Source organism: Nocardiopsis endophytica (assembly GCF_027706725.1).
Taxonomy (GTDB): domain Bacteria; phylum Actinomycetota; class Actinomycetes; order Streptosporangiales; family Streptosporangiaceae; genus Nocardiopsis_A; species Nocardiopsis_A endophytica.
Map to the genome: position 1 here is coordinate 1 of NZ_JAQFWQ010000106.1, position 24,776 is coordinate 24,776.

Annotated in this window: 22 protein-coding genes; 9 read left to right on the forward strand and 13 right to left on the reverse strand. The window is 73.5% G+C overall.

The features are described from left to right. Window positions 1–61: 61 nt before the first annotated feature. The 9 genes from mihF to pyrR all read right to left on the reverse strand — a co-directional run bounded on the left by mihF (window position 62) and on the right by pyrR (window position 11,427). The gene (mihF, locus tag O4J56_RS26010) at window positions 62–382 is read right to left on the reverse strand and encodes an integration host factor, actinobacterial type (protein WP_017541927.1); all 321 of its coding nucleotides are present in this window, start codon (window positions 380–382) and stop codon (window positions 62–64) included. Window positions 383–830: 448 nt separating this feature from the next. Next, window positions 831–1,532: an orotidine-5'-phosphate decarboxylase gene (gene pyrF / locus O4J56_RS26015; RefSeq protein WP_270689414.1), complete on the reverse strand. Its 702-nt coding sequence runs from the start codon at window positions 1,530–1,532 to the stop codon at window positions 831–833. 418 nt (window positions 1,533–1,950) lie between these two features. Then, complete coding sequence (locus O4J56_RS26020) at window positions 1,951–2,919, reverse strand: dihydroorotate dehydrogenase (protein ID WP_270689416.1); 969 nt, start codon at window positions 2,917–2,919, stop codon at window positions 1,951–1,953. Window positions 2,920–3,094: 175 nt separating this feature from the next. After that, window positions 3,095–3,994 carry a dihydroorotate dehydrogenase electron transfer subunit gene (locus tag O4J56_RS26025; protein ID WP_270689418.1) on the reverse strand — a complete coding sequence of 300 codons (900 nt, stop codon included), beginning with the start codon at window positions 3,992–3,994 and terminating at the stop codon, window positions 3,095–3,097. Window positions 3,995–4,100: 106 nt separating this feature from the next. Beyond that, on the reverse strand, window positions 4,101–7,403 hold the full coding sequence (gene carB, locus O4J56_RS26030; protein ID WP_270689420.1) for a carbamoyl-phosphate synthase large subunit: 3,303 nt from the start codon (window positions 7,401–7,403) through the stop codon (window positions 4,101–4,103). A gap of 6 nt (window positions 7,404–7,409) precedes the next feature. After that, entirely contained in the window at window positions 7,410–8,594 is a 1,185-nt protein-coding gene (gene carA, locus O4J56_RS26035; RefSeq protein WP_408639172.1) for a glutamine-hydrolyzing carbamoyl-phosphate synthase small subunit, read from the reverse strand. After that, a complete protein-coding gene (locus O4J56_RS26040) occupies window positions 8,591–9,904 on the reverse strand; it encodes a dihydroorotase (RefSeq protein ID WP_270689421.1) in 1,314 nt (437 codons plus the stop codon). Before O4J56_RS26040 ends, carA begins: the two co-directional genes overlap by 4 nt. 21 nt (window positions 9,905–9,925) lie before the next feature. Then, window positions 9,926–10,852: an aspartate carbamoyltransferase catalytic subunit gene (locus tag O4J56_RS26045; protein ID WP_270689422.1), complete on the reverse strand. Its 927-nt coding sequence runs from the start codon at window positions 10,850–10,852 to the stop codon at window positions 9,926–9,928. Further along, the gene (pyrR, locus tag O4J56_RS26050) at window positions 10,852–11,427 is read right to left on the reverse strand and encodes a bifunctional pyr operon transcriptional regulator/uracil phosphoribosyltransferase PyrR (RefSeq protein WP_333563823.1); all 576 of its coding nucleotides are present in this window, start codon (window positions 11,425–11,427) and stop codon (window positions 10,852–10,854) included. Before pyrR ends, O4J56_RS26045 begins: the two co-directional genes overlap by 1 nt. A gap of 510 nt (window positions 11,428–11,937) precedes the next feature. On the opposite strand from pyrR, the gene bldD reads away from it, so the two are divergent. Together bldD and O4J56_RS26060 are read left to right on the forward strand one after the other, a co-directional pair. Then, window positions 11,938–12,432, forward strand: a complete 495-nt coding sequence (gene bldD, locus O4J56_RS26055; protein WP_017622275.1) for a transcriptional regulator BldD — start codon at window positions 11,938–11,940, stop codon at window positions 12,430–12,432. Window positions 12,433–12,736: 304 nt separating this feature from the next. Beyond that, on the forward strand, window positions 12,737–13,384 hold the full coding sequence (locus tag O4J56_RS26060; RefSeq protein ID WP_270689424.1) for a GNAT family N-acetyltransferase: 648 nt from the start codon (window positions 12,737–12,739) through the stop codon (window positions 13,382–13,384). Here O4J56_RS26060 and metF read toward each other — a convergent pair. Then, window positions 13,299–14,255: a methylenetetrahydrofolate reductase [NAD(P)H] gene (metF, locus tag O4J56_RS26065; RefSeq protein ID WP_270689426.1), complete on the reverse strand. Its 957-nt coding sequence runs from the start codon at window positions 14,253–14,255 to the stop codon at window positions 13,299–13,301. The genes O4J56_RS26060 and metF overlap by 86 nt on opposite strands. A 93-nt stretch (window positions 14,256–14,348) precedes the next feature. On the opposite strand from metF, the gene O4J56_RS26070 reads away from it, so the two are divergent. Then, entirely contained in the window at window positions 14,349–15,428 is a 1,080-nt protein-coding gene (locus O4J56_RS26070; RefSeq protein ID WP_270689427.1) for a polyprenyl synthetase family protein, read from the forward strand. A 49-nt stretch (window positions 15,429–15,477) separates the two neighbouring features. Here the strand turns inward: O4J56_RS26070 and O4J56_RS26075 are convergent, their stop codons facing one another. Both O4J56_RS26075 and O4J56_RS26080 read right to left on the reverse strand, forming a co-directional pair. Continuing rightward, a complete protein-coding gene (locus tag O4J56_RS26075; RefSeq protein WP_270689428.1) occupies window positions 15,478–15,672 on the reverse strand; it encodes a DUF397 domain-containing protein in 195 nt (64 codons plus the stop codon). After that, entirely contained in the window at window positions 15,669–16,478 is an 810-nt protein-coding gene (locus O4J56_RS26080; RefSeq protein WP_270689429.1) for a helix-turn-helix domain-containing protein, read from the reverse strand. Before O4J56_RS26080 ends, O4J56_RS26075 begins: the two co-directional genes overlap by 4 nt. Window positions 16,479–16,700: 222 nt before the next feature. Here O4J56_RS26080 and O4J56_RS26085 point away from each other — a divergent pair, with 222 nt between their 5' ends. The 4 genes from O4J56_RS26085 to O4J56_RS26100 all read left to right on the forward strand — a co-directional run bounded on the left by O4J56_RS26085 (window position 16,701) and on the right by O4J56_RS26100 (window position 19,958). Continuing rightward, entirely contained in the window at window positions 16,701–17,144 is a 444-nt protein-coding gene (locus O4J56_RS26085) for an ATP-binding protein (protein ID WP_270689432.1), read from the forward strand. Beyond that, window positions 17,141–17,353 (forward strand): hypothetical protein, encoded by a 213-nt coding sequence (locus O4J56_RS26090; RefSeq protein ID WP_270689434.1) that lies wholly within the window; start codon window positions 17,141–17,143, stop codon window positions 17,351–17,353. Before O4J56_RS26085 ends, O4J56_RS26090 begins: the two co-directional genes overlap by 4 nt. Before the next feature lie 328 nt (window positions 17,354–17,681). Further along, window positions 17,682–19,025 (forward strand): DUF418 domain-containing protein, encoded by a 1,344-nt coding sequence (locus tag O4J56_RS26095; RefSeq protein WP_270689435.1) that lies wholly within the window; start codon window positions 17,682–17,684, stop codon window positions 19,023–19,025. 45 nt (window positions 19,026–19,070) lie between these two features. After that, entirely contained in the window at window positions 19,071–19,958 is an 888-nt protein-coding gene (locus O4J56_RS26100) for an SDR family oxidoreductase (RefSeq protein ID WP_270689437.1), read from the forward strand. 242 nt (window positions 19,959–20,200) lie between these two features. On the opposite strand, the gene O4J56_RS26105 is transcribed toward O4J56_RS26100, so the two are convergent. Next, entirely contained in the window at window positions 20,201–21,835 is a 1,635-nt protein-coding gene (locus tag O4J56_RS26105) for a long-chain fatty acid--CoA ligase (RefSeq protein WP_270689439.1), read from the reverse strand. A gap of 355 nt (window positions 21,836–22,190) precedes the next feature. Here O4J56_RS26105 and O4J56_RS26110 point away from each other — a divergent pair, with 355 nt between their 5' ends. Both O4J56_RS26110 and O4J56_RS26115 read left to right on the forward strand, forming a co-directional pair. Beyond that, window positions 22,191–23,069, forward strand: a complete 879-nt coding sequence (locus O4J56_RS26110; RefSeq protein ID WP_408639173.1) for a HEAT repeat domain-containing protein — start codon at window positions 22,191–22,193, stop codon at window positions 23,067–23,069. Further along, a complete protein-coding gene (locus tag O4J56_RS26115) occupies window positions 23,063–24,091 on the forward strand; it encodes a MerR family transcriptional regulator (protein WP_270689441.1) in 1,029 nt (342 codons plus the stop codon). The genes O4J56_RS26110 and O4J56_RS26115 overlap by 7 nt, the downstream gene beginning before the upstream one ends. Window positions 24,092–24,776: the final 685 nt, after the last annotated feature.

Here is a 24,776-nt window from a genome sequence, read left to right on the forward strand (position 1 = left end):
GCCGGCCGGCGGACCCGTCGGGCGGCACCCGCGGTGGGGTACCGCACAGTCGGTCGGGTCCTTACTCGGCGCCGCCGAATTCGCGCTCCAGGGCGGAGCGCTGGTTGGCACCCAGGCCGCGGACGCGGCGCGACTCGGCGATGTTGAGCCGCTCCATGATCTGCTTGGCGCGGACCTTGCCGACGCCGGGGAGCGACTCCAGCAGGGCCGAGACCTTCATCTTGCCGATGACGTCGTCGGTCTGGCCGTCGGCGAGCACCTCCTTGAGGGAGACGCCACCGTGCTTCAGCCGGTTCTTGACTTCCGCGCGCTCTTTTCTGGCCTTAGCGGCCTTCTCCAGAGCCGCGGCGCGCTGCTCGGGTGTGAGGGGAGGAAGGGCCACGCCGGGTCACCTCGGTTTTCTCTCGTTTGTAGAGGGCGGACGCCTGCGCAAGTTAGTAGGTTCCGGCCCCGTTCGGCAACGCAAAGTGGCCCTTCAAGCGCTATTTCGTCCAACTAATTACCCTGTGTCACCAGCTGATTGCGCACCGGGGTTGAAATCGGGACTTTTGGCCCGGTTGGGCATGGCGGCGTCATCCCCGGACAGGGCCGCACTCCGGGGTTCGAGCCGGTCGCGGGAGCCCCCGCTGAGCGGCTTGCGGAAACCCGAATCCGCGTGACCCAATGTGACCGGAATCGGACACGGTGGGGAGCGAGAGACGGCCGTTGCGCCCTCCGAAGGCGACCGCAGGCGGCCGCCGGCGCCCCGGCCGCGCCTTCCGGTCCGCCGGGAAGGCGCCGGGGGCGGCGCCCGAACGGGCGCCGCCCCCGGATGCCGGGTCCGCGGGGCCTCACCCGCCGACCGACTCCGAGCGGCGCACCGCCGCGGCGATGGAGGCCGCGGCCGCGCCCGGGTCGGCGGCACGGGTGATCGGGCGGCCGATGACGAGCAGGTCCGCACCGGAGGCCAGGGCCTGCTCCGGGGTCGCCACCCGGGCCTGGTCCCCGCGGTCCGCGCCCGCCGGGCGCACCCCCGGGGTGATCAGGCGCACGTCGGGGCCCACGTCCGCGCGCAGCTGGGCCACCTCGTGCGGGGAGCACACCAGCGCCCCCGCGCCCGCCTCCACGGCCAGCTCCGCCAGCCGCCGGGCCGCGTCCGAGGCCGGGCCGACCATCCCGATCCGCTCCAGCTCGGCGTCGTCCAGCGAGGTGAGCACCGTCACCGCGGCGATCGTGGTGTCCGGGGCCGCCTCCACCGCCGCCCGGACCATGTCCCGGCCCCCGGCCGCGTGCACCGTCAGGATCGAGGGCTTGAGGCGGGCCACGTTGCGCGCGGCCCCGGCCACCGTGGCCGGGATGTCGTGCAGCTTGAGGTCCAGGAAGACCGAGACCCGGTTGGCCCCGCGCACCGTGGTGATCACCTCGGGCCCATAGCGCAGGTAGAGCTCCAGCCCCACCTTGACCGTGCTGACGTGCGGGGCGACCGCCGAGGCCCAGCGGGCGGCGGTCTCGATCTCGGGTGCGTCGATGGCGACTGCGATGGGCGCGGCCACGATGCCTCTCCTTCACGTGCGTGTGTGGTACGTGCGTGCCGTCCGGACGGGGCCGCCCCCGGAGGGGCCGGCGCCCGGCCGGTTGGGAACCGTACGGACGCGCGGGCACTGCCCCGTGCGGTTCCCCCGTACGGCGGGTTCATGCATTCCCGGCCCGGCAGGGGCCCCGACCACCGCCGCCGGAGCGGTGTGATCCCCGTCCGGCCAGGTCGGCGCGGTGCGCCCCGGCTCCGGGCCGGGCCGGGGCCCGCGTTCGGCCCCCTGAACGGCGCCCCGGGCGGGCGGGGCCGCCGGGGGCCGCGGCGCCCGGGCGGGCGCCGCACCCGCAGGCGCGGCGCTCAGACGGCCCAGAAATCCCGGGAGGATGCGCTCCGTCCTGGGAATAGGCCGATGCGTATCCGGGCCGCCACGGGCTGTCTCAGGCCCCGCCAGGGGCGTCCGCGCCTCCCAGTGGTGCCCCCATGGGCCGGTGCGCGGCCCCGATGACGTCGGCGACCCGGCGCACCCCGTGCTCGGTCAGGGCCTCCTCCACCTCCCGCAGGATGCGCACGCACGCCGACGGGTCGTGGAAGTTCACCGTTCCCACGGCCGCCGCCGAGGCGCCCGCCGCCAGGAACTCCAGGACGTCGGCGCCGGTGCGCACCCCGCCGGAGCCGATGATCGGCAGCTCGGGCAGGGCCGCGTGCACCTCGTACACGCACCCCACCGCGATCGGCCGGATCGCCGGGCCGGACACCCCGCCCATGCCCCCGGCCACCGCGGGGCGCAGGGAGCGCGGGTCGATCGCCATCCCGCGGACCGTGTTGACCAGGGACAGGCCGTCGGCGCGCGCCTCGGCGCAGGCCTCGGCCAGCGCCACCGGGTCGGGCACGTCGGCGGCGAGCTTGGCGAAGACCGGCACGTCCGAGCGGGCGTGCGAGCGCACCGCGTGCACCACGCGGGCCGCCTCCCGGGGGTCGTCGGTGAAGTGGCGGCCCTGGTCGGAGGGGTTCGCGCAGGACAGGTTGACCTCGAGGAAGGAGACCCCCGGCGCCTCGGAGACCCTGCGGGCCAGCTCGGCGTACTCGGCCACGCCCGACCCGGCCAGCGACACCCCGGCGCGCCCGCCGCGCGAGAGCAGCCAGGGAAGGTCGCGCTGGAGGAACACCTCCACGCCCGGCCCCTGCAGGCCGGTGGCGCTGAGCATGCCGCTGGGCGTCTCGGCGACCCGCGGCGCGGGGCGCCCGGCGCGCGGCTCCAGCATGACCGACTTGGTGATGACGGCCCCGATGCGGGAGATGTCGAAGAACGCCGCCAGCTCGCGCCCGGTGCCCGCGCACCCGGCCGCGGTCAGCACCGGGTTGTCCAGGTGCACACTGCCCAGCCGCGTCCGCAGGTCCGGGCTCATCGTGGGGGTCCGCCTTCCTGGTGGTGGTGTGTGGTGGGCGCGGTCGGCCGATCAGAGCCGGAACCGCTCCGCGGGGCCGAAAGCGCTGCGCAGGGCCGGAAGCGCTGCGCGGGGCCGGAACCGCTCCGCGAGGGGGCGGGCACCGGCCCGGCGCCCCCGGCCGCTCCCCCGGCGCTCACCCCGCGGCGCGGTCGGCCATGCCGTCGCCCGGTTCGGGGCGGGCCTTCCAGCCGGGCGCCCCCAGGGCGTCGAAGGGGATCGTGCCCACGTCGTCGAAGCGGACCCGCTCGCCCCGGAACACCGGGCCGTCGACGCAGGCGCGCACCATGCGGGTGACGCCGTCCTCGCCGACGACCGGCACCACGCAGGACATGCACAGCCCGGTCCCACAGGCCATCGTCTCCTCCACCGCCACCTGCAGCGGGATGCCGTGGCGGGCGGCCACGGCCCCGGCCTCGCGCAGCATCGGCATCGGGCCGCAGGCGTAGACCACGTCCGAGCGGGCCTCCTCGATCACCCGGCCCAGCGGGGCGGTGACCGGCCCGCGCACCCCGAACGAGCCGTCGTCGGTGGTGAAGGTGGCGGTCTCGGCCACCCGGCGCGCGGTGATCGCGCTGAACACCCGGTCGGCCGAGGCTCCGCCCAGCAGGAAGTCCACCCGGCATCCGCGCCGCCGCAGCGCATGCGCCAGCGGGAACAGCGGGGCCCCGCCGGATCCGCCGCCCACCAGGGCGCAGTTGACCGGGTCGCGCGGCAGCGGGAATGGCCGCCCCAGCGGGCCGACCACGTCCAGCAGGTCCCGCGAGCGCCGCTCGGACAGCCAGGAGGTGCCCGCGCCGCGCACCGAGAACAGGAACTCCACGGTGCCGCCGTAGTCGGGCTTGACGTCGTGCACGGCGAACGGGCGCCGCAGCAGCATGGCCGAGGCCTCACCGCCGACCGCGACGGCGACGAACTGCCCGGCCCGGAAGCGCTCGGCGATCTGCGGAGCGACCACGGTGATCGCGTAGTAGGCGTCCACCCGGCGCACCGACAGCACCGGGCACCGGATCTGCACCGGACCGAAGTCGCTCAAACCTGACCGTCCTGCCCTGTTCACCCGCCGGGCGGCCCCGGGGCCCACCTGCGGGGGCGCTCCCCCGCCGGTGGGCCCCGGCCGACCGCTCGCCCTGACCGTCGCCTCAGGCGCCGGCGCCGCGCAGCGACTCGGCGTGCTCCTGCAGGGACCGCACCCCGATGTCGCCGCGGGCCAGCGCCTCGATGCCCTGGACCGCCGCGGCGAGCCCCTGCACCGTGGTGACGCTGGGGACGCCGCGCACCACCGCCGCGGTGCGGATCTCGTAGCCGTCCAGGCGCGGCCCGGACTGCCCGGCCCCGCCGAACGGCGTGTTGACGATGAGGTCCACCGCGCCGTCGTGGATGAGTTGAACGATAGTGGGTTCTCCGTCCGGACCGGGCCCTTCGCTGTGCTTTCGCACCACCTTGGCCTCGACCCCGTTGCGCCGCAGCACCCAGGCGGTGCCCTCGGTCGCCAGGATCTCGAAGCCCAGGTCGGCCAGGCGCTTGACCGGGAAGACCATGCTGCGCTTGTCCCGGTTGGCGACCGACACGAACACGCTGCCGCGGGTGGGCAGCGAGCCCGAGGTGGCCAGCTGCGACTTGGCGTAGGCGGCGCCGAAGGCGGCGTCCATGCCCATGACCTCGCCGGTGGAGCGCATCTCCGGGCCGAGCACGGTGTCCACGCCCTCGCCCTTGCGGTCGATGAAGCGGTTGAACGGCATGACCGCCTCCTTGACCGCGACCGGGGCGTCCATGGGCAGGGTGCCGCCGTCGCCGCCCGTGGGCAGCAGGCCCTCGGCGCGCAGCTGCGCGATGTCGGCGCCCAGCATCACCCGGGCGGCCGCCTTGGCCAGCGGCACCGCCGTGGCCTTGGAGACGAACGGCACCGTGCGCGACGCGCGCGGGTTGGCCTCCAGCACGTACAGCACCCCGGAGGCGAGCGCGTACTGGACGTTGAGCAGGCCGCGCACCCCGGTCCCCCGGGCGATCGCCTCGGTGGAGTAGCGGATCCGCTCGTAGTCCTCGTTGCCGAGGGTGACCGCGGGCAGGGCGCACGCCGAGTCGCCGGAGTGGATGCCGGCCTCCTCGATGTGCTCCATGATGCCGCCCATGTACAGCTCCCGGCCGTCGTAGATCGCGTCCACGTCGATCTCGATGGCGTCGTCCAGGAACCGGTCGATCAGCACCGGGTAGTCGGGGCTGACCTCGGCGTTGCGCTCGATGTAGTCGGCGAGCATCGCCTCGTTGTAGACGATCTCCATGCCGCGCCCGCCCAGCACGTAGGAGGGGCGGACCATCACCGGGTAGCCGATCTCGTCGGCGACGGCGCGGGCCTCGTCGAAGGAGGTGGCGGTGCCGTGCTTGGGCGCCGGGAGCCCGGCGCGGGCCAGCACCTCCCCGAAGGCGCCGCGGTCCTCGGCCAGGTCGATGGCCTCGGGGCTGGTGCCGACGATCGGCACCCCGGCCTCCTTGAGCGCGCGCGCCAGGCCCAGCGGGGTCTGCCCGCCCAGCTGCACGACCACGCCGACGACCTCGCCGGTGAGCCGCTCGGCGCGGACCACCTCAAGGACGTCCTCCAGGGTGAGCGGCTCGAAGTAGAGCCGGTCGCTGGTGTCGTAGTCGGTGGAGACCGTCTCCGGGTTGCAGTTGACCATGACGGTCTCATAGCCCGCCTCGGACAGCGCGAAGGAGGCGTGCACGCAGCTGTAGTCGAACTCCACGCCCTGGCCGATGCGGTTGGGCCCGGAGCCGAGGATGATCACCTTGGGGCGGGTGCCCTGCGGGACCTCGGTCTCCTCGTCGTAGCTGGAGTACAGGTAGGGCGTCCTGGCGGCGAACTCGGCGGCGCAGGTGTCCACGGTCAGGTAGACCGGGTGCACGTCCAGGGCGCCGCGCAGCTCCCGGACGACCTCCTCGGTCTTTCCGGTCACCTGGGCGATCTGGGCGTCGGAGAAGCCCAGGCGCTTGACCTCGCGCAGCAGGCCGGCGTCGAGCTGGGGGGCGGCGGCCAGCTTGCGGGCGGTCTCCTCCAGCAGCGCCATCTGGTCCAGGAACCAGGGGTCGATGCCGGTGACCCGGTGCAGCTCCTCCACGCTCGCCCCGGCGCGCAGCGCCTGCTGCACCTGGCGCAGCCGGTACTCGCCGGGGGTGGCCGCCGACTGCAGCAGCTCGTCCTTGGTCCCGGGCTCGCCCTCCCAGGTGAGGCCGACGCCCTTCTTCTCCACCGAGCGCATGGCCTTCTGCAGCGCCTCGGGGAAGGAGCGGCCGATGGCCATGGCCTCGCCCACCGACTTCATGGTGGTGGTCAGGCCGGGGTCGGCTCCGGGGAACTTCTCGAAGGCGAACCGCGGCACCTTGACGACGACGTAGTCCAGGGCGGGCTCGAAGCTGGCCGGGGTCTCGGCGGTGATGTCGTTGGGGATCTCGTCCAGGGTGTAGCCCACGGCCAACTTGGCGGCGATCTTGGCGATCGGGAAGCCGGTGGCCTTGGAGGCCAGTGCCGAGGAGCGGGAGACCCGCGGGTTCATCTCGATGACGATGAGCCGCCCGCTGGAGGGGTCGACGGCGAACTGGATGTTGCAGCCGCCGGTGTCCACGCCCACCTCGCGGATGATCGCGATGCCCAGGTCGCGCATGCGCTGGTACTCGCGGTCGGTGAGGGTCATGGCGGGGGCCACGGTCACCGAGTCGCCGGTGTGCACGCCCATCGGGTCGAAGTTCTCGATGGAGCAGACGACGACCACGTTGTCGTTGCCGTCGCGCATCAGCTCCAGCTCGTACTCCTTCCAGCCGAGGATGGACTCCTCCAGGAGCACCTCGGTGGTGGGCGAGAGCGTCAGGCCCTGCCCGGCGATGCGGCGCAGCTCGGCCTCGTCGTGGGCGAAGCCCGAGCCGGAGCCGCCCATGGTGAAGGAGGGGCGCACCACCAGCGGGTAGCCCAGCTCGGCGGCGGCCTCCAGGCAGTCGTCCAGGCTGTGGCAGATGCGCGAGCGGGCGGACTCGCCGCCGATGCGCTCCACGATGCCCTTGAAGGTCTCGCGGTCCTCGCCGGACTGGATGGCCTCGACGTTGGCGCCGATCAGCTCGACGCCGTACTTGTCGAGCACGCCGGCCTCGTGCAGGGCGATGGCGGTGTTCAGCGCGGTCTGGCCGCCCAGGGTGGGCAGCAGCGCGTCGGGCCGCTCCTTGGCGATGATCTTCTCGACCATGTCCGGGGTGATGGGCTCGACGTAGGTGGCGTCGGCCAGCTCCGGGTCGGTCATGATCGTGGCCGGGTTGGAGTTGACCAGGATGACGCGCAGGCCCTCGGCCTTGAGCACGCGGCAGGCCTGGCTGCCGGAGTAGTCGAACTCGGCGGCCTGGCCGATCACGATGGGACCGGAGCCGACCACCAGGACGGAGTTCAGGTCGTTGCGGCGGGGCATGGTTCCCTACTTCTCTGCGTTCTCGGGCCGGGCGGACGCGGGCTCGGCGCCCCTGCTGCGCTCCATCAGGTCGCAGAAGGCGTCGAAGAGCTCGGCGGCGTCGTGCGGGCCGGCGGCGGCCTCGGGGTGGTACTGGACGCTGAAGGCGGGGCGGTCGAGCAGGCGCAGCCCCTCGACGACGCCGTCGTTGAGGTCGACGTGGCTGACCTCGGCGCGGCCCAGCGGGGTGTCGAACGGCCCGTCGGTGGGCGCGTCGACGGCGAAGCCGTGGTTGTGGCTGGTGATGTGCACCCGCTTGGTGTGCACGTCCTGCACGGGCTGGTTGACGCCGCGGTGGCCGAAGACCAGCTTGTAGGTGCCCAGCCCCAGGGCGCGGCCCAGGAGCTGGTTGCCGAAGCAGATCCCGAAGAAGGGCCGCCCGGCCTCCAGGACCTCGCGCAGCACGGCGACGTTGGCGTCGGCGGTGGCGGGGTCGCCGGGGCCGTTGCTGAAGAACACCCCGTCGGGCCCGGCCTCCAGCACGTCCTCGGCGGTGGCGGTGCCGGGCAGCACCCGAACCTCGCAGCCGCGCTCGGCGAGCCGCTGCGGGGTCATCGCCTTGATGCCCAGGTCGACGGCGGCGACCCGGAAGCGGGTGGCCACGCCCTCGGGCGGGTGCACGGTGTAGGGCTCGTCGGTGGAGACCTCGCCGCTCAGGTCGGCCCCGGCCATCTCGGGCGCGGCCTTGACCCGCTCCAGCAGCACGTCCGGGTCGCTCTCCTCGGTGCTGATGACGGCCCGCATGGCGCCGCGGTCGCGCAGGTGGCGGGTGAGGGCGCGGGTGCCGGGCACGGCGATGCCCACCACGTTCTGCCGGGCGAGCTCCTCGTCCAGGGTGCGCTGGGCGCGCCAGTTGGAGGGCACCCGGGCGGGCTCGCGGACCACGAACCCGGCCACCCAGATCCGCCCGGACTCGGGGTCGTCGTCGTTGACGCCGGTGTTGCCGATGTGCGGCGCCGTCATCGTGACGATCTGGCGGTGGTAGGACGGGTCGGTGAGCGTCTCCTGGTAGCCGGTCATGCCGGTGTTGAAGACGATCTCCCCGTAGGCCTCGCCGCGCGCCCCGAAGGAGCGGCCGCGGAACACGCGGCCGTCCTCCAGCACGAGCACGGCCGGGGCGGCTTCGGGGGCTGCGGTTGCTTCTGCTGTCACTGGATCTTCCCATCGAGGACCGTCGGGACGCCGCGCAGGAACGTGCCCACGACACGTCCCGGCAGGGTCATGCCCCGGTACGGGGTGTTGGTGCTCTTGGACTCCAGGGCCGCGGGCTCGACCACCCGCTCGGCCGCCGGGTCGTACAGGGCGAGGTTGGCCGGCTCGCCCTCGGCGAGCGGGCGGCCGTGCCCGGCCGCGCGCCCGATCCGGGCGGGCGCGGCCGACATGCGCTCGGCCACCCCGGCCCAGTCGAGCAGCCCGGTGTCGACCATGGTGTGCTGGACCACCGAGAGCGCGGTCTCCAGGCCCAGCATGCCCATCGCGGCGGTGGACCACTCGGTCTCCTTGGCCTCGATGGGGTGCGGGGCGTGGTCGGTGGCCACGCAGTCGATGACGCCGTCGGCCAGGCCCTGCCGCAGCGCCCGCACGTCCTCGGCGGTGCGCAGCGGCGGGTTCACCTTGTAGATCGGGTCGTAGTCCTCCACCAGGTCGTCGGTGAGGAGCAGGTGGTGCGGGGCCGCCTCGGCGGTCACGTCGCACCCGCGCTCCTTGGCCCAGCGGATGATCTCCACCGATCCCTTGGTGGACACGTGGCAGATGTGCAGGCGCGAGCCCACGTGCTGGGCGAGCAGGCAGTCGCGGGCGATGATGGCCTCCTCGGCCACCGCGGGCCAGCCGCCCAGGCCGAGCCGGTCGGAGACCTCGCCCTCGTTCATCTGCGCGCCCTCGGTGAGGCGGGGCTCCTGGGCGTGCTGGGCGACGACGCCGTCGAAGGCCTTGACGTACTCCAGGGCGCGGCGCATGAGCAGCGCGTCGGACACGCACATGCCGTCGTCGGAGAAGACGCGCACCCCGGCGACCGAGTCGGCCATGGCGCCCAGCTCGGCCAGCTGCTCCCCCGCCAGGCCGCGGGTGACGGCGCCGACCGGGCGCACGTCGCACAGCCCGCTGTCCCGGCCCAGCCGCCAGACCTGCTCGACGACCCCGGCGGTGTCGGCGACGGGGTCGGTGTTGGCCATGGCGTGCACGGCGGTGTAGCCGCCGGCGGCGGCCGAGCGGCAGCCGCCGGCCACCGTCTCGGCGTCCTCGCGGCCGGGCTCGCGCAGGTGGGTGTGCAGGTCGACGAGGCCGGGCAGGGCGATGAGCCCGGCGGCGTCGACCTCGGCGGCGCCGTCGGCGGCCTGTGCGGCCCCGGCGCCGATCGCGGCGACGGTGCCGCCGCGCAGCAGGATGTCGGCGGGCTCGCCGCCCAGGGGGCGCGCCCCGCGGATCAGGTAGGCCCCGCCGTCGTGGTTCTGATTGGCCATCGGCCCGAGTTCTCCCTTAGTTCAGTTCCCAATGGCCGGCTCGGAGCCGCCCAGCAGCAGGTAGAGCACCGCCATGCGCACGCTGACCCCGTTGGCGACCTGCTCGGTCACGGTGGCGCGCGGGGAGTCGGCGACCTCGGCGGAGATCTCCATGCCGCGCACCATGGGGCCGGGGTGCATGACGATCGCGTCGTCTCCCAGCAGCGCGAAGCGCTCCTTGTCCAGGCCGTAGCGGCGGCTGTACTCGCGCGCGGTGGGGAAGTAGGCGTCCTTCATGCGCTCGGCCTGGACGCGCAGCATCATCACCACGTCGGTCTTGGGCAGCACCGCGTCGAGGTCGTAGGCGACCTCGCAGGGCCAGGAGCCGGCGGTGACCGGCACCAGGGTGGGCGGGGCGACCAGGGTGACCTGGGCGCCGAGGGTGTTGAGCAGCAGCACGTTGGAGCGGGCGACCCGGCTGTGCCGCACGTCGCCGACCACGGCCACGCGCAGGCCGTCGAGGCGGCCCATGCGCTCGCGCATGGTGTAGGCGTCCAGCAGCGCCTGGGTGGGGTGCTCGTGGGTGCCGTCCCCGGCGTTGAGCACCGACCCGTCGACCCAGTTGGCCAGGCGGTGGGCGGCGCCGGAGGCCGAGTGGCGGATGACGACGCCGTCGGCGCCCATGGCCTGCAGGGTGAGCGCGGTGTCCTTGAGGCTCTCGCCCTTGGAGACGCTGGAGCCCTTGGCCGAGAAGTTGATGACGTCGGCCGACAGGCGCTTGGCGGCCAGCTCGAAGGAGGTGCGGGTGCGGGTGGAGTCCTCGTAGAAGAGGTTGACCACGGTGCGCCCGCGCAGGGTGGGCAGCTTCTTCACGGAGCGGTCGCCGACCTGGGCGAGCTCGCGCGCGGTGTCCAGCACCAGCACGGCCTCGTCCCGGGTCAGGTCGCCCGCGGACAGCAGGTGGCGCATCAGTTCTCCTCCCCGCCCGCGGCGCGGGTCTCGTCCGTGCGGCCGCCGCCGCGCTCCCGCCTGGGTCCTATGAGGACGGCGTCGAGGCCGTCGGTCTCCTCAAGGAGCACGGTCACCGACTCGCGCAGGGAGGTGGGCAGGTTCTTGCCGACGTAGTCGGCGCGGACCGGCAGTTCGCGGTGGCCGCGGTCGACGAGCACGGCGAGCTGCACCGCGCGCGGGCGGCCCAGGTCGTTCAGGGCGTCCAGGGCGGCGCGGACCGTGCGGCCGGAGAACAGGACGTCGTCGACGAGGACGACCACCCGGCCGTCGATCCCCTCGGGCGGGATCTCGGTGCGGCCCAACGCGCGCGCGGGCGCCAGGTGGAGGTCGTCGCGGTACATGGTGATGTCGAGGGCGCCGCACGGGACGGTGCGGGACTCGACGCGCTCGATGCGCTCGGCCAGGCGGCGCGCGAGAGGGGCGCCGCGGGACGGGATGCCGAGCAGGGTGACGTCCTCGGCGCCCTTGGTGCGTTCGAGGACCTCGTGTGCGATGCGGGTGAGCGCCCGCTGGATCTCGGGGCCCTCCAGCACGGGGCGTGCATCCCCGGGCGGCGGCTCACCATCCGCTCTCTTTTGGGCACACAAAGTAGTGACCCCCTTCCCTGCCTCACTGAGCAGGACGTTAAAGGATGTCGATCGGCCTCACGTTATCAGCGCGGCGGAGGCGGGCCCGCCGGGCCCTATCAGCAAACATGAGGAAAATGTGACCCTGGCCATACCATAGGGGCTTGACCGCAGGCGGCCACCCATGTCCGCGCCACGGGCACACCGGCCCGGACGAAGCGGTCGTCAAATGTGAAACCTCCTACCGTTGCGGGCTTTCCGTGGCCCGGAACCCCACCGGACGCCCCGTTCGCGCCCGGAATGAGACACCTCTCACTTACGCACGGTTTGGCCACTGAATAGTCGCGTTTCCACCCAACGGCTTGACCTGGCGCCCCGACAGCCTTACCGTCACTGTCCGTAACCAATCTGGGGTACGTCACACAGTGCGCGACACCCTGGAACGAGCCACCTCACGGCCGGGGAGCGACGAAGAACATGCCATCCGAATACGCGAAGTCCCTTGGTGCGCGGCTGCGCGCCATCCGCACCCAGCAGGGGCTCTCCCTGCACGGGGTGGAGGAGAAGTCCCACGGGCGCTGGAAGGCCGTCGTGGTGGGCTCCTACGAGCGCGGCGACCGCGCCGTCACCGTGCAAAAGCTCGCCGAGCTGGCGGACTTCTACGGGGTGCCCATGTCCGAGCTGCTGCCGGGCGGCGCCGCCCCGGCCCCGCTGGGCCCCACGCCCAAGCTCGTCATCGACCTGGAGCGCATGCAGCAGCTCCCGCAGGAGAAGGCCGGCCCGCTGGCACGCTATGTGGCCACCATCCAGAGCCAGCGCGGCGACTACAACGGCCGGGTGCTCTCCATCCGCCAGGAGGACCTGCGCTCGCTCGCGGTCATCTACGACCGCTCGCCGAGCGACCTGACCGAGGAGCTGATCAACTGGGGGGTCCTGGACCCCGAGGCACGGCGCGCCGTGGACGCCTTCTAGAACGGCGTCGAGGCGAAATCCCCGCGCGGCCCCGTTCCGCGCGGACCCGGCGCCCGGCCGCTTCCGACACCGGCGCCCCCCTGCCCCAGGGGCACCGAGAGGAGGGAGCGCGGCCGGGCAAGAGGCTTCCCCTCCCCCCGCCCGGCCGCGGCCGGTCCGCGCACCCGGGGGTGTCCCCGTGATCCGGCGGAGGCGGTGGACCGCCCCGCCGATCGAACTGGTGTGCGAACACATCCAGTTAACCGCACACGCCCGCCCCGGTCAAGAAGGCCCCCGGCCGGCCCACCGGGCGTAGGCTGGCCCCGTGGAGACCGACACCGGGCCGCTCGAGCTGTGGGAGCCCGCCCCTCCCGCCTTCGTCCACGCGCTGCCGGCGCTGCTGGAGGTCTACACGGCCGCGATGGACCCGCCCCCCGAGCAGCTCCCCGGGCGGCGCACCATCATGGAGCAGCACGCCCGCCACCCCCGCTTCAAGGCGGTGCTGGCGCTGCGGCCCGCCGAGGCCCCCGGCGCCTCCGGGACGGAGGCCGGCCTGGCCGGGTTCGCCTACGGCTTCCACGGGCACCGCGGGCAGTGGTGGTTCGACGTGGTCACCGAGGAGCTGCGGCGGCGCGACCCGGCCGCCGAGCGGCGCTGGTTCCGCGACACCTTCGAGGTGGCCGAGGTGCACGTGCGCCCCGCCATGCAGGGGCACGGCATCGGCCGCACCCTCCTGGAACGCCTCACGGCGGCGCGCCCGGAGCGCGCCGCCGTGCTGTCCACCCGCACCGGGTCCACCGTCGCGCGGCGGCTCTACGGCTCGTGCGGGTTCGTCGACGTGCTGCCGGAGTTCTCCTTCCCCGGCAGCCCGGATCAGCCCTTCGCCATCATGGCCGCGCGCCTGCCCCTGCGGGGGCGCGGCGGTCGGAGGCGATCCGCCGGTAGATCTCGCGGGTGGCGGTGGACTGGTTGAAGGTGATGAAGTGGATGCCCGGCGCGCCCTCGTCGAGCAGCCGCTCGCACAGGCGGTGCGCCTGGTCCAGGCCCAGCTCGCGGACGGCCTCCGGGTCGTCCTTGACCTTCTCGAACTCCGCGGCCAGGTGGCGCGGGAAGGGGGCGCCGGACAGCTGCTCGGAGCGCTCGATGGTGCCGTACTTCACCACCGGCATGATCTCCGGGATGATCGGGGTCTCGCACCCCTTGGCCGCCACGCGGTCGCGCAGCCGCAGGTAGTCGTCGGCGTCGAAGAACATCTGGGTGATGGCGTAGTCGGCGCCGGCGCGGCACTTCTGCACCAGGTAGCGCACATCGGTCTCGACGTCCTCCGAGCGCGGGTGCTTGTAGGGGAACGCCGCCACGCCCACGGAGAAGTCGCCGCTCTCCTTGATCAGGCGGACCAGTTCCTCGGCGTACTCCAGGCCGTCGGGGTGCTTGACCCACTCGCCCAGCGGGTCGCCGGGCGGGTCGCCGCGCAGTGCGAGGAGGTTGGTCACACCGACGGCGGCGAAGCGGCCGATGAGGTGGCGCAGCTCGCGCACGGAGTGGTCCACCGCCGTCAGGTGGGCGACCGGCAGCAGCGTGGTGTCGGTGGCCATCTGCTCGGTGATCTCCACCGTGCGGTCCCGCGTCCCTCCGCCGGCGCCGTAGGTGACCGAGACGAAGGACGGTCCGAGCGCCTCGATCTCGCGGATGACCGTCCAGAGCCGCTTGAGGCCCTCCTCGGTCTTGGGCGGGAAGAACTCGAAGGAGAATGTCGGTTCGCCGGCTTTGAGAAGGTCGCGAATGTCCCGGGGCCGGGGGGTGGGCGCAGTCGCGGTTCCGTTGGGTGTCGGTGAGCCAAACATGTCCTCCACCATAAGCCCATGGCCTGGGGCGCGGGGGGCCGACCACCCCCGGGGCGGTCAAGTCACCGGTCAGGCAGCCGATAACCTGCGTCCATGACCTCCACCCCGTCCACCCCTTCCTCCCCGGTCTCCTATGTGCGCCCCGCCGTGGACGCCGCGCTGTGGGAGTTCGTCGGGCGCCGCCGCGCCGAGCTGCTGGAGATCGGCGCCGAGCTGGCCCCGGCCATGGACGCGCTGGAGGCGATGCTCTCCGGCGGCAAGCGGCTGCGCCCGGCCTTCTGCTTCTGGGGCTGGCGCGGGGCCGGGGGGTCGGACGCCCCGGAGGCCTACACCGCCGCGGCCTCCCTGGAGCTGCTGCAGGCGTGCGCGCTGGTGCACGACGACGTGATCGACAACAGCGACACCCGGCGGGGGCTGCCCGCCACCCACCGGCGGCTGGCCGCGCTCCACGCCGAGCAGGGCTGGTCGGGCTCGTCGGAGGGGTTCGGCCAGGGGGCGGCGATCCTCATCGGCGACCTGTGCCTGGCCTGGTGCGACGACATGTACCAGGGCAGCGGGCTGCCGCCGGAGTCGCTGGCGGCGGGCCGGGCGGCGTTCGACGCGATGCGCACCGAGGTGATGGCCGGGCAGTACCTGGACATGCTGGAGCAGGTGCGCGGCGCCGAGAGCGTGGAGGCGTCGCTGCGGGTGATGCACTACAAGGCGGCCAAGTACACGGTGGAGCGGCCGCTGCACCTGGGCGCCGCCCTGGCGGGGCGCGGGCCGGAGCTGGCGCCGGTGTACTCGGCCTACGGGCTGCCGCTGGGGGTGGCGTTCCAGCTGCGCGACGACGTGCTGGGGGTGTTCGGCGACCCGGCGCAGACCGGCAAGCCCGCCGGCGACGACCTGCGCGAGGGCAAGCGCACGCTGCTGGTGGCCGAGACGCTGGAGCGCGCGGGGGAGGCGGCCGCGGCCGAGTTCCGCTCCCGGTTGGGCGACCCGGGCCTCGACGACGAGGCGGTGTCCCTCATGCGCACGATCACCGAGGAGTGCGGCGCCCTGGAGGCGTGCGAGCGCCGGATCGACGACTACGTGGAGCAGGCGACCCGGGCGCTGGAGTCCGACCTGATCGAGCCGGAGGCGAGATCGGCCCTGGCCGACCTGATCGTCGCGGCGACGTCCCGGAAGTTCTGACGAACGGGGACGGGACCCCCTCGCCGGAGGAGGCAAGGGGGTTCACACGTCAGGGACGGCCGGAGGCCACCTCACGCAGGAAGGCCGCCCACTCGCCGGAAGGAAACGAGAGGTGGCCGAGTCTGCGGTTCTGTGTGTCCCGGACGGCCGCCCCGCCCTCGGGGATCGGGGCGAACTCCACACACTCGCCGCCTGTGTCGTTGCTGTAGCTGGACTTGCGCCAGGTCAAGACGGGGGGCGTCATTCGAACTCTCCTCGGATTTCCTTGATCAGCTTCAGTGATGCCGCCGCAGGAAGCGCCGCGCCCTGGAGGTCCCCGAACAAGCGCAGGTAGTCGTCCACCGCTTCGGCGTCTTGGCTACCGGTTCCCGAGCGCCGCGTCTCCAACCAGAGCAAGTAGCCGCCGTCCACCCGATACAGGACGAACCCGTTCGAGAGTCCGGGGTGGTGCTCAGTGGCGAATGGCACGACCTGCACCGAAACGTAGGGCCAGTCCGCCACCTCCACGAGGCGGTCGAGCTGGTTCCTCATGATCGCACGCCCGCCCACGGGCCGCCGCAGGACCGTCTCGTCGAGGATCAGGAGGAGCCGGGGAGGCACCTCTCCCTCCAGGAGCCGTTGCCGGGTCCTGCGCGCCTGCACCAGTTCTTCGAGCTTGGCCGTCGGGGCGTTGGGGAGCCCGGAACGGAGCAGGGTCCGCATGTAGTCCTCGGTCTGCACCAGGCCGGGCACGACCGTGAGCGAGTACTGCCGGATCTCGGTCGCGGCCCGCTCCCGCTGGGCCGCCTGCTGGAACCAGGGCGGGAGCAGGTCGCTCTCCGCCGAGCCGTCCCACACCCCCTCCAATATTTTTTTAGTGCCGAGGGCCGCGTCGATCTTCACGACGTGCGACCGTTTGATCCCGCGTTTTCCGCGTTCCATCGCGCTCAGCATCGCCGCCGAAATACCGGTCGCCTCGGCGAGGTCCTTCAAGGGGATTCCGACTTTCTCCCGCTCGGCGTGTATCTGACGACCGACCCGCGCCCACCGCGCACTGTTCTTACCCACCATGCTCTACACATCAGCACGACACGAACACCTCCGTCCACCCCACCGATACACCCAGGGTCGAAGTTGGTCGAAGGTCTAGCAGGTCAGAGCGCATTCTGGGCAGTGTAAGAGGACACGAAAAAGGCCCCGCCCGGTAATCCCGTACCGGACAGGGCCGATCCCCACCAGTGACAGCGAAAAGGACGCCCGGTGAGGACCATGGAGAACATTACACCCCAGATAATGACGACAGGGCCGATTCAGGTGCATTACGGCGTATTCCGATGCAGCCTGCCCGGTGAGCTCACGGCCGCCGCGCAGGCCCGCGACTGGGCCGCCGCCACGCTCACCCACCGCCTCGGGCTCGCCCCCGACACCGCCGAGACCGCCAAACTGCTGGTGAGCGAGACCGTCACCAACGCCGTCCTGCACACCGCCAGCGGGCGCCCCGGCGGATCCGTCACCGTCGAGCTCCACCCCGGCCCGGCCTCCGTCCGCATCGAGGTCCACGACGCCGGAGGCGCCGCCACCGCACCCCGCCCCGTGCCCGCCGCTCCCGACGCCGTCCACGGGCGCGGCCTGGCCCTGGTCGCGGCCCTCGCCTCCGAATGGGGCCCGCTGGTCCACGGCCGGGTGCGCGGCGTCTACTTCACCCTCCCCGCCCACACTCCCCGGGAGCACCGATGAGCCCGGTCCACCGCCCCGACCCGGACACCGATCGGGCCGACGCCCTCTACGACGCGGTCTCCGAAGCCCTCCGGGCGCGCGGCCGCCACATCGGCGAGCGCATCGCCGCCCAGCGGGCCGCCGATGCCGCCTTCACCGCCCTCGACGAGCACCTGCGCTCGGGCGGCCTCCTGCCCACCCCCTGGCGCCCCGCCGCTCCCCCTCGTTGATCTCGGGGAAATCGCCCCTATCGGGCCGGTTTTAGCGTCCCTTTTCCCGAGATCAACGAGGGAACGGCGGTGCGGAGGCGTGCTGTTGTTGATCTCGGGGAAGTCGGGCCTATCGTGTCCGGTTCAACCCCGAGTTCCCCGAGATCAACGCGGATCCTCCGGCCCTCCTCCTCGGCGAGGAGGAGGGCCGTCGGCCGTGCGGCGGGTACGCCCCTCCTCCCCCGTGGGGAGGGCGATATCGCCTTCGCGGGGGATACCTCCGCGCCGGACCGCCGCCAGCATGTGGGGAACGCCGACAGTGGCATCCCCTCAGCCCGAAGGACCGGCCATGGACCAGACCCAGCAACCGATACCGATCCGCGGCCCTTCGCGGTCCGCCGAGCGCGCGCCCGCGCCCGACCTCGCGCGCGGGATGATGCTGCTGCTGATCTCGTTCGCCAACACCCCGCTCTACCTCTGGGCCACCACCCACTCGCTGAGCAGCAACCACCCCGTCGGCGAGGGAACGCTCGACAACGCGGTGAGCGCCGTGCTCATCGTCATCGCCGACCTGCGGGTCTACCCGATGTTCGCGTTCCTCTTCGGCTACGGCATCGTCCAGCTCTACCGGCGCCAGCAGGCCGCCGGGGTCTCCGAGGCCGACGCCCGCGCGCTCCTGCGCCGGCGCAACCTGCTGCTCATCGCCTTCGGCGCGGTGCACGCCCTGCTGCTGTGGTACGGCGACATCATCGGCGCCTACGGGCTGGTCGGCCTCATCCTCGTCGCCCTGTTCCTCCGGCGCAGCGACCGCACCCTGCTCACCTGGGCCGGAATCGGCACCGGGCTGCTCGTCGTGCTGGCCGTCCTGTCCACGGTCGGCGCGTTCTTCGCCGCCGGGGCCGCCGGGGCCGATGGAGGACAGGCCGCTTCGGCCGCCTCCCCCGCGGCGGACTCCGAGTTCATGATGGCGCCCATCGCCGAGGAGAACCCCCTGTGGGCGGCGGTGCTGCGGATCGCGTTCTGGCCCACCGTCGTCATCGGCCAGGGCCTGCTCAGCGTGGCCGTCCCCACCGCGATCGTCCTCGCCTTCTGGGCGGCCCGGCGCCGCATCCTCGAAGAGCCGTGGAACCACCTGCCGCTGCTGCGCCGCACCGCGGTGATCGGCATCGCGGTCGGATGGCTCGGTCCGGTGCCCAACGCGCTCGACCACCTCGGCGTGATCGCGGTGCCCGACACGGTCTCCTGGGTGTTCTGGCCCGTCCAGCTGGCCACGGGCCTCGTCGGCGGCATCGGGTACGTGGCCCTGTTCGGGCTGATCGGCGCGCGGCTGCGGGGCCGACCCATGGGGGCGGTCGGCAGCGCGGTCGCCGCCGTCGGCAAGCGCTCGATGTCCTGCTACATCGGACAGTCGGTGCTGTGCGCCCCCATCCTGGCCGCCTGGGGCCTGGGCCTGGGCGCCCACATGGGCAGCGCGGCGATGGCGCTGTACGCCGCCGGGGTGTGGCTGGCCACGCTGGTCTTCGCCGTCGTGCTGGAGCGGGCAGGGAAGCGCGGCCCGGCAGAGGTCGCCCTGCGGCGCCTGGCCTACCGGCGCACGACGGCCGAGCCGAGCGAGCCGACCGCGCCGACCGGGTCCGGGTCCGGGTCCGGGTCGGCCGGGTCGGCGGCCGAGCCGGACTCCACGACGCGCTGACCTCCGGTTCGTGCGCCGGAGGAGGAAAGCGGTGAAAATGGCGCCATGGGTGACGATCAGGCAACAACGGAGTCCATCGCCGTCACCGGCGCGACCGGTTCGGTGGGCGGCCGGGTCGCCGCGCGGCTGGCGCGCCGGGGCGCGGCGCAGAGGCTCGTGGTGCGCGACCTGAACCGGGCGCCGGAGCTGCCCGGCGCCTCGGCCACGATGGCGGCCTACGAGGACCGCACGGCGATGCGCAGGGCCCTGCAGGGCGCAACGACCCTGTTCCTGGTCTCGGCCACCGAGTCGGCCGACCGCGTGGACCGGCACATCGCCGCCGTGGACGCGGCGGTGGAGGCCGGGGTGGGGCGGATCGTCTACCTGTCGTTCCTCAACCCCGGCCCGGCCGCGGTGTTCACCTTCGCGCGGGACCACTTCTTCACCGAGGCGCACATCCGCTCCACCGGGGTGGCCCACACCTTCCTGCGCCCGTCGCTGTACCTGGACCTGCTGCCGGGCTGGGCGGACGAGCGGGGGGTGGTGCGCGGCCCGGCCGGGAGCGGCCGCGTGGCGTGGGTGGCCCGGGACGACATCGCGGACGTGGCCGCCGAGGTGCTGCTGGACCCCGGCACGCACGAGGGCCGCGCCTACGACCTGACCGGGCCCGAGGCGGTCACGCTCGGCGAGACGGTGGGTCGTCTGACGTCGCTGACCGGCAGGACCGTCCGGTACGTCCCGGAGACCTGGGAGGAGGCGCTGGAGTCCCGGCGCGCGACCGGGGCGCCGGAGTGGGCGGTCGAGGGGTGGGCGAGCTCGTACGCGGCGATCGCGGCGGGGGAGCTGGAGGCGGTGTCCCCGGCGGTGCCCGACATCACCGGGCACCCGGCGCAGACGATCGAGGGCTACCTGCGGAAGCACCCGAGCGCGCTGAACCACGTCGAGCCCGCCTGACGGTCCCCGAAGATCTCGGGGAGGTCGGCCTTAAGAGCTGGCGCGGATGGGCGGGCGGGCCGCAGGGGCCCAGCCCCGCCGGCTCCGCCGCCAACCGCCGCCCCTGCGCCGTTGATCTCGGGAAAAGCGCCCCTAAAACCGGCCCGGAAGCGTCGCTTCTCCCGAGATCAACGGCGAGCACACCTGCCTATCCGCGCGCCTTCTTGAGGCCGACTTCCCCGAGATCGACACGGGGTCCCGGCTCAGCCTCTCTCCTCGATCACCTTCAGGCTCCCCTCCGCGTGCTCCTTGCGCAGGGTCTTCTTGTCGAACTTGCCGACGCTGGTCTTGGGCACCTCGGAGATGAAGGCCCACCGCTCGGGGACCTGCCAGCGGGCGACGCGGTCCGCCAGGTGGGCGCGCAGCTCGGCGGCGTCGGCCGCCCGGCCCTCCCGCAGCACCACCGCCACCAGGGGGCGCTCGTCCCACTTGGGGTCGGGCACCGCGATGACGGCGGCCTCGGCGACCGCCGGGTGCTCCATGACCCGGTTCTCCAGCTCCACCGAGGAGATCCACTCCCCGCCGGACTTGATGACGTCCTTGGCGCGGTCGGTCAGCGTCAGGAACCCGTCCGGGCTCAGGGTGCCCACGTCGCCGGTGCGGAGCCAGCCGTCCTGGAACTTCGCGGGGTCGGGGTCCTTGTAGTAGGCGCCGGTGATCCAGGGGCCGCGCACCTGCAGCTCGCCCACGCCCTTCCCGTCGTTCGGGACGACGGTGCCGCCGTCGGCGACCAGGCGCCCCTGCACGCTCGCCGGGAGGCGCCCCTGGGAGAGGCGGTAGGCCCAGCGCTCCTCCCCCTCGGTCCCGGCGGGCGGGTTGGCGACACTGCCCAGCGGCGAGGTCTCGGTCATCCCCCAGGCGTGCACGATGGGCACCCCGAAGCGCTCGTCGAAGGCCCGCATCAGCGACGGCGGACACGCCGCGCCGCCGACCACGACCCGGTTCAGCGAGGACACGTCGCGCGGGCGCTCCTCCAGCTCGGCGACCAGGCCCTGCCAGATGGTGGGGACGGCGGCGGCGATGGTGGGGCGCTCGGCCTCGATCATGTCGGCGATGGGGCCGGGCTGAAGGAAGCGGTCGGTCAGCAGCAGCGACGGGCCGACCATCATCGCCGCGTAGGGCAGGCCCCAGGACATGGCGTGGAACATCGGGACGATGGCCAGCGCATTGTCGGCCTGGCTCAGCCCCTTGCCGTCGCTCATGCAGACCTGCATGGAGTGCAGCCAGATGGAGCGGTGGCTGTAGACGACGCCCTTGGGGTCGCCGGTGGTGCCGGAGGTGTAGCACATGGCGGCGGCGTCGCGCTCGTCGACGGCGGGCCAGTCGAACTCCTCGGGGCGCCCGTCGATCAGGTCGTCGTAGCGGTGGACCTCGACGCCGTCGGCGGCGAGGGGGGACGGGTCGGCGTCTGGGTCCCCGGCGACGATGACGTGCCGGACGGTGGTCAGCTTCGGCAGCAGCGGGGCGAACAGCGGGATGAGGCTGGCGTCGACGATGACGGCGTGGTCCTCGGCGTGGTTCGCGACGTAGGCGACCTGCTCGGGGTGGAGCCGGATGTTGAGCGTGTGCAGCACCGCGCCCATGGCGGGCACCGCGAGGTAGGCCTCCAGGTGCTCCTGGTTGTTCCACTGGAAGGTGGCGACCCGCTGGTCCCCGGTGACCCCGAGGGCGCGCAGTGCGTGGGCGAGCTGCGCGGCCCGGCGCCCGACCTCCCGGTAGGTCGCCCGGCGCGGCTCACCGCCGGTCCAGGTGACGACCTCGGCGTCGCCGTGCACCGTGGTGCCGTAGCGGACCAGGTCCCCGATCGACAGCGGTACGTCCTGCATCGTGCTGCGCATGCTGATTGCCCTCGCTCCCAGGTACGGCGGCCCATGTGATGCGTGTCACTGAACCTAGGGAGCCGGGCGGGGGCGCGTACAGGCGTATCCGGCAATCGTTACCTAACAGTGTTAGGAGAGGTGTCGGTGCCCGCCGCGCGGCCTCGTGGCCACCGGGGAAGGCGTGCGTGCCCGAAGCGCCTCCGGAGTCCTGGGCGGCGCCGGGGACGCGAGCGGCCCATGCCATGCCCTCCCCGGGCTCCGACGGAACCCCTGACGCGGCTCCTGCGGGGGCCGTGACCGGTGAACCTCCCCGACCCGCCGGTCGCGGGCTTGACCTTGACACAGTGACAAGGCCTTCACTTGGGCACAGGAGGTGGTCACGATCGACACGACCCACAGTCCCGGCAGGACGGCGCAGCACGGCCGCAAGGCCGCAGCCCTGTCCGCCGGGGAGACGTCCGTCCGGCTGCAGGCGGCCCTCGCGGCCGGTTCGAGCCCGGACCCCGCGCTCCTGGAGACGCTCGTCGAGCGGTGCGCGGTCGAGCCCGACTTCTTCGTGCGGGACATGCTGGCCTGGGCGCTGCTCCGCCTGCCTGCGGAGCGCACCCTGCCCCGGATCCGCCGGGAGCTCGGCTCCGAGCGGCCCCAGGCCCGCAGCCAGGCGCTGCACCTCCTCTCCAAGATCGGCGAGGAGGGCACGAGGACCTGGATCACCCGCGACCTGCTGCACGACGCCAACGACCAGGTCGCGCGCACCGCGTGGCGGGTCGCGGCCGTGCTCGTGCCCGAGGACGCGGAGGAGGAGAAGGAGCGCCTGGCCGGTGAACTGGTGCAGGAGCTCGGCCGCGGCGACCGCGGCGTCCGGCTGAGCCTGAGCCGGGCCCTGGCCGACCTCGGCGAGGTGGTCGCGCCCCTGCTGGAGAAGGCCGCGGAGGACTCCGACCCGGTGGTCGCCGCGCACGCCCGCGCCACCGAGCGGCTTCGGCAGGACCCGGAGAGCGGCTTCGACGCGGCCGTCGAGGAGGCGGAGCGCGTGGTCGCGCTCGGCCCGGAGCGGGCCGCTGCCGCCGCCGCGGCGGTCGCGTCGGTGGACAGCGGGAGGACCGAGGTCCAGACGGAAACGGTAGAGGCCGGGACGTCGGACGCCGGGACGTCGGACGCCGGGACGGCCGTACCCGCCGTTCCCGCCGTGCCCGCCGACGGGGCGGACGCGACCGGGCCCGCAGCAACCCCGGGGGACCAGGAGTGCTGATCGGCGAGGTCGCCCGCCGCTCCGGGGTGAGCGCCCGGATGCTCCGGCACTACGACGCCCTGGGGCTGGTGCGGCCGACGGGCCGCACCACGGGCGGCTACCGCGAGTACTCCGCCGAGGACGTCCGCAGGATCTTCCACGTGGAGAGCCTGCGGTCCCTCGGGCTGTCGCTCAAGCAGATCGGCCGCGCGCTGGAGGACCCGGACTTCACACCGTCCGCCCTGGTCGGCGACCTCATCCGGTGGACCGAGGACCGCCTGGCCAGGGAGCGGGAGCTGCTCGGCCGGCTCCGCGCGATCGACACGTCGGCGCCCGCCGACTGGCAGGAGGTGCTGCGCGTCATCGAGCTGATGCGGGAGCTCGACTCCGCGAGCGCCGCGCGCAGGAACCAGGCCGTCCTGGCCCGGCCGGAGGACGTCCCGGTCCCCGCCGAGCTGCTGGCCCAGGCGGTCCTGAACGAACCCGACCCGAACGTCGCCGGTGCCCTGCGCTGGGCGCTCGCGCGGTCGGACGCCGACGGCGCGGAGGCGCTGGCCACCGGAGCGCGCTCGGAGGACGTCGGCGTCCGGCGGCGCGCGGTGCAGGCGATCGCCGCGATGCCCGGGGCTCCGGGCACGTCGGCGGTGCTGGAGGAGGCCCTTGGGGATCCGGACGCCGCGGTGCGCCGCCACGCCGCCCTGGCCCTGGGTAGGCAGGGCGTCGCCGCCGCCGTGCCCGAGCTCGTCGCCATGGTGGTCGAGGGCGCCAACGACGTGGAGGCCGCGGAGGTCCTGGGGGTGCTGTCCCGGGACGCCGGTTGCGCGGATCGGATCACGGCCGCCATCACCGACGAGCTCGCCACACCCGGAGCGGACACCGCCACACGGATCCGCCTCACCCAGGCGCTGGTCGAACTCCCGGGAGAAACGGCCCGGGAGATCCTGCGCGGGCTGGCCCACGACGACGACAGCGCCGTCGCCCTGGTCGCCTCCGCCCTTCAAGGAGTCCTCGAAGACCAGGACCCCGAGACCCCTGACGGCTGATCAGGTACCCCGCTCACGGGCCCAGCCGGGCGTCAGGCCGCCCGGGTACGGGGTGGAAGGCGGCAACGAGGACAGGTCAGCGGCCCATACCGCAGCACTGTCGACTGTCCGGCGTGTGCGCGGTCACCGCAATGGGCGGCGACGGAGCGAGCAAGGCGGTTCCCCGCCCCTGCTTGCCGTCCGGCCGGCCCCTCGCGGTTCAGGTGGGCGGCTGGGCAGGTACCCCACTCAAGGGCCCCGCCCGGGCGGCAGGCCGCCCGGGCACGGCGTGGAAGGCCGCAACGAGGACAGGTCAGCGGCCCATACCGCAGCACTGTCGACTGTCCGGCGTGTGCGCGGTCACCGCAATGGGCGGCGACGGAGCGAGCAAGGCGGTTCCCCGCCCCTGCTTGCCGTCCGGCCGGCCCCTCGCGGTTCAGGTGGGCGGCTGGGCAGGTACCCCACTCAAGGGCCCCGCCCGGGCGGCGGGCCGGTGGGGTGTGGCGTGGAGGGCGACAACGAAGAAGGGCCGCGGCCCTTCCCGCAGCGCTGTCGGCCGTCGGGTGGCCAGCGGTCCGGAGGTCCCGCGACCGGGTGGGCGTGCGGTCGCCCGCGTTCGTGGCGGCCGCCGCCCCGGTGCGCCCCTATCCGGCGATGATCTCGACAAAGGTGCTGTCAAAACCGCCGGAATGACAGCACCTTTGTC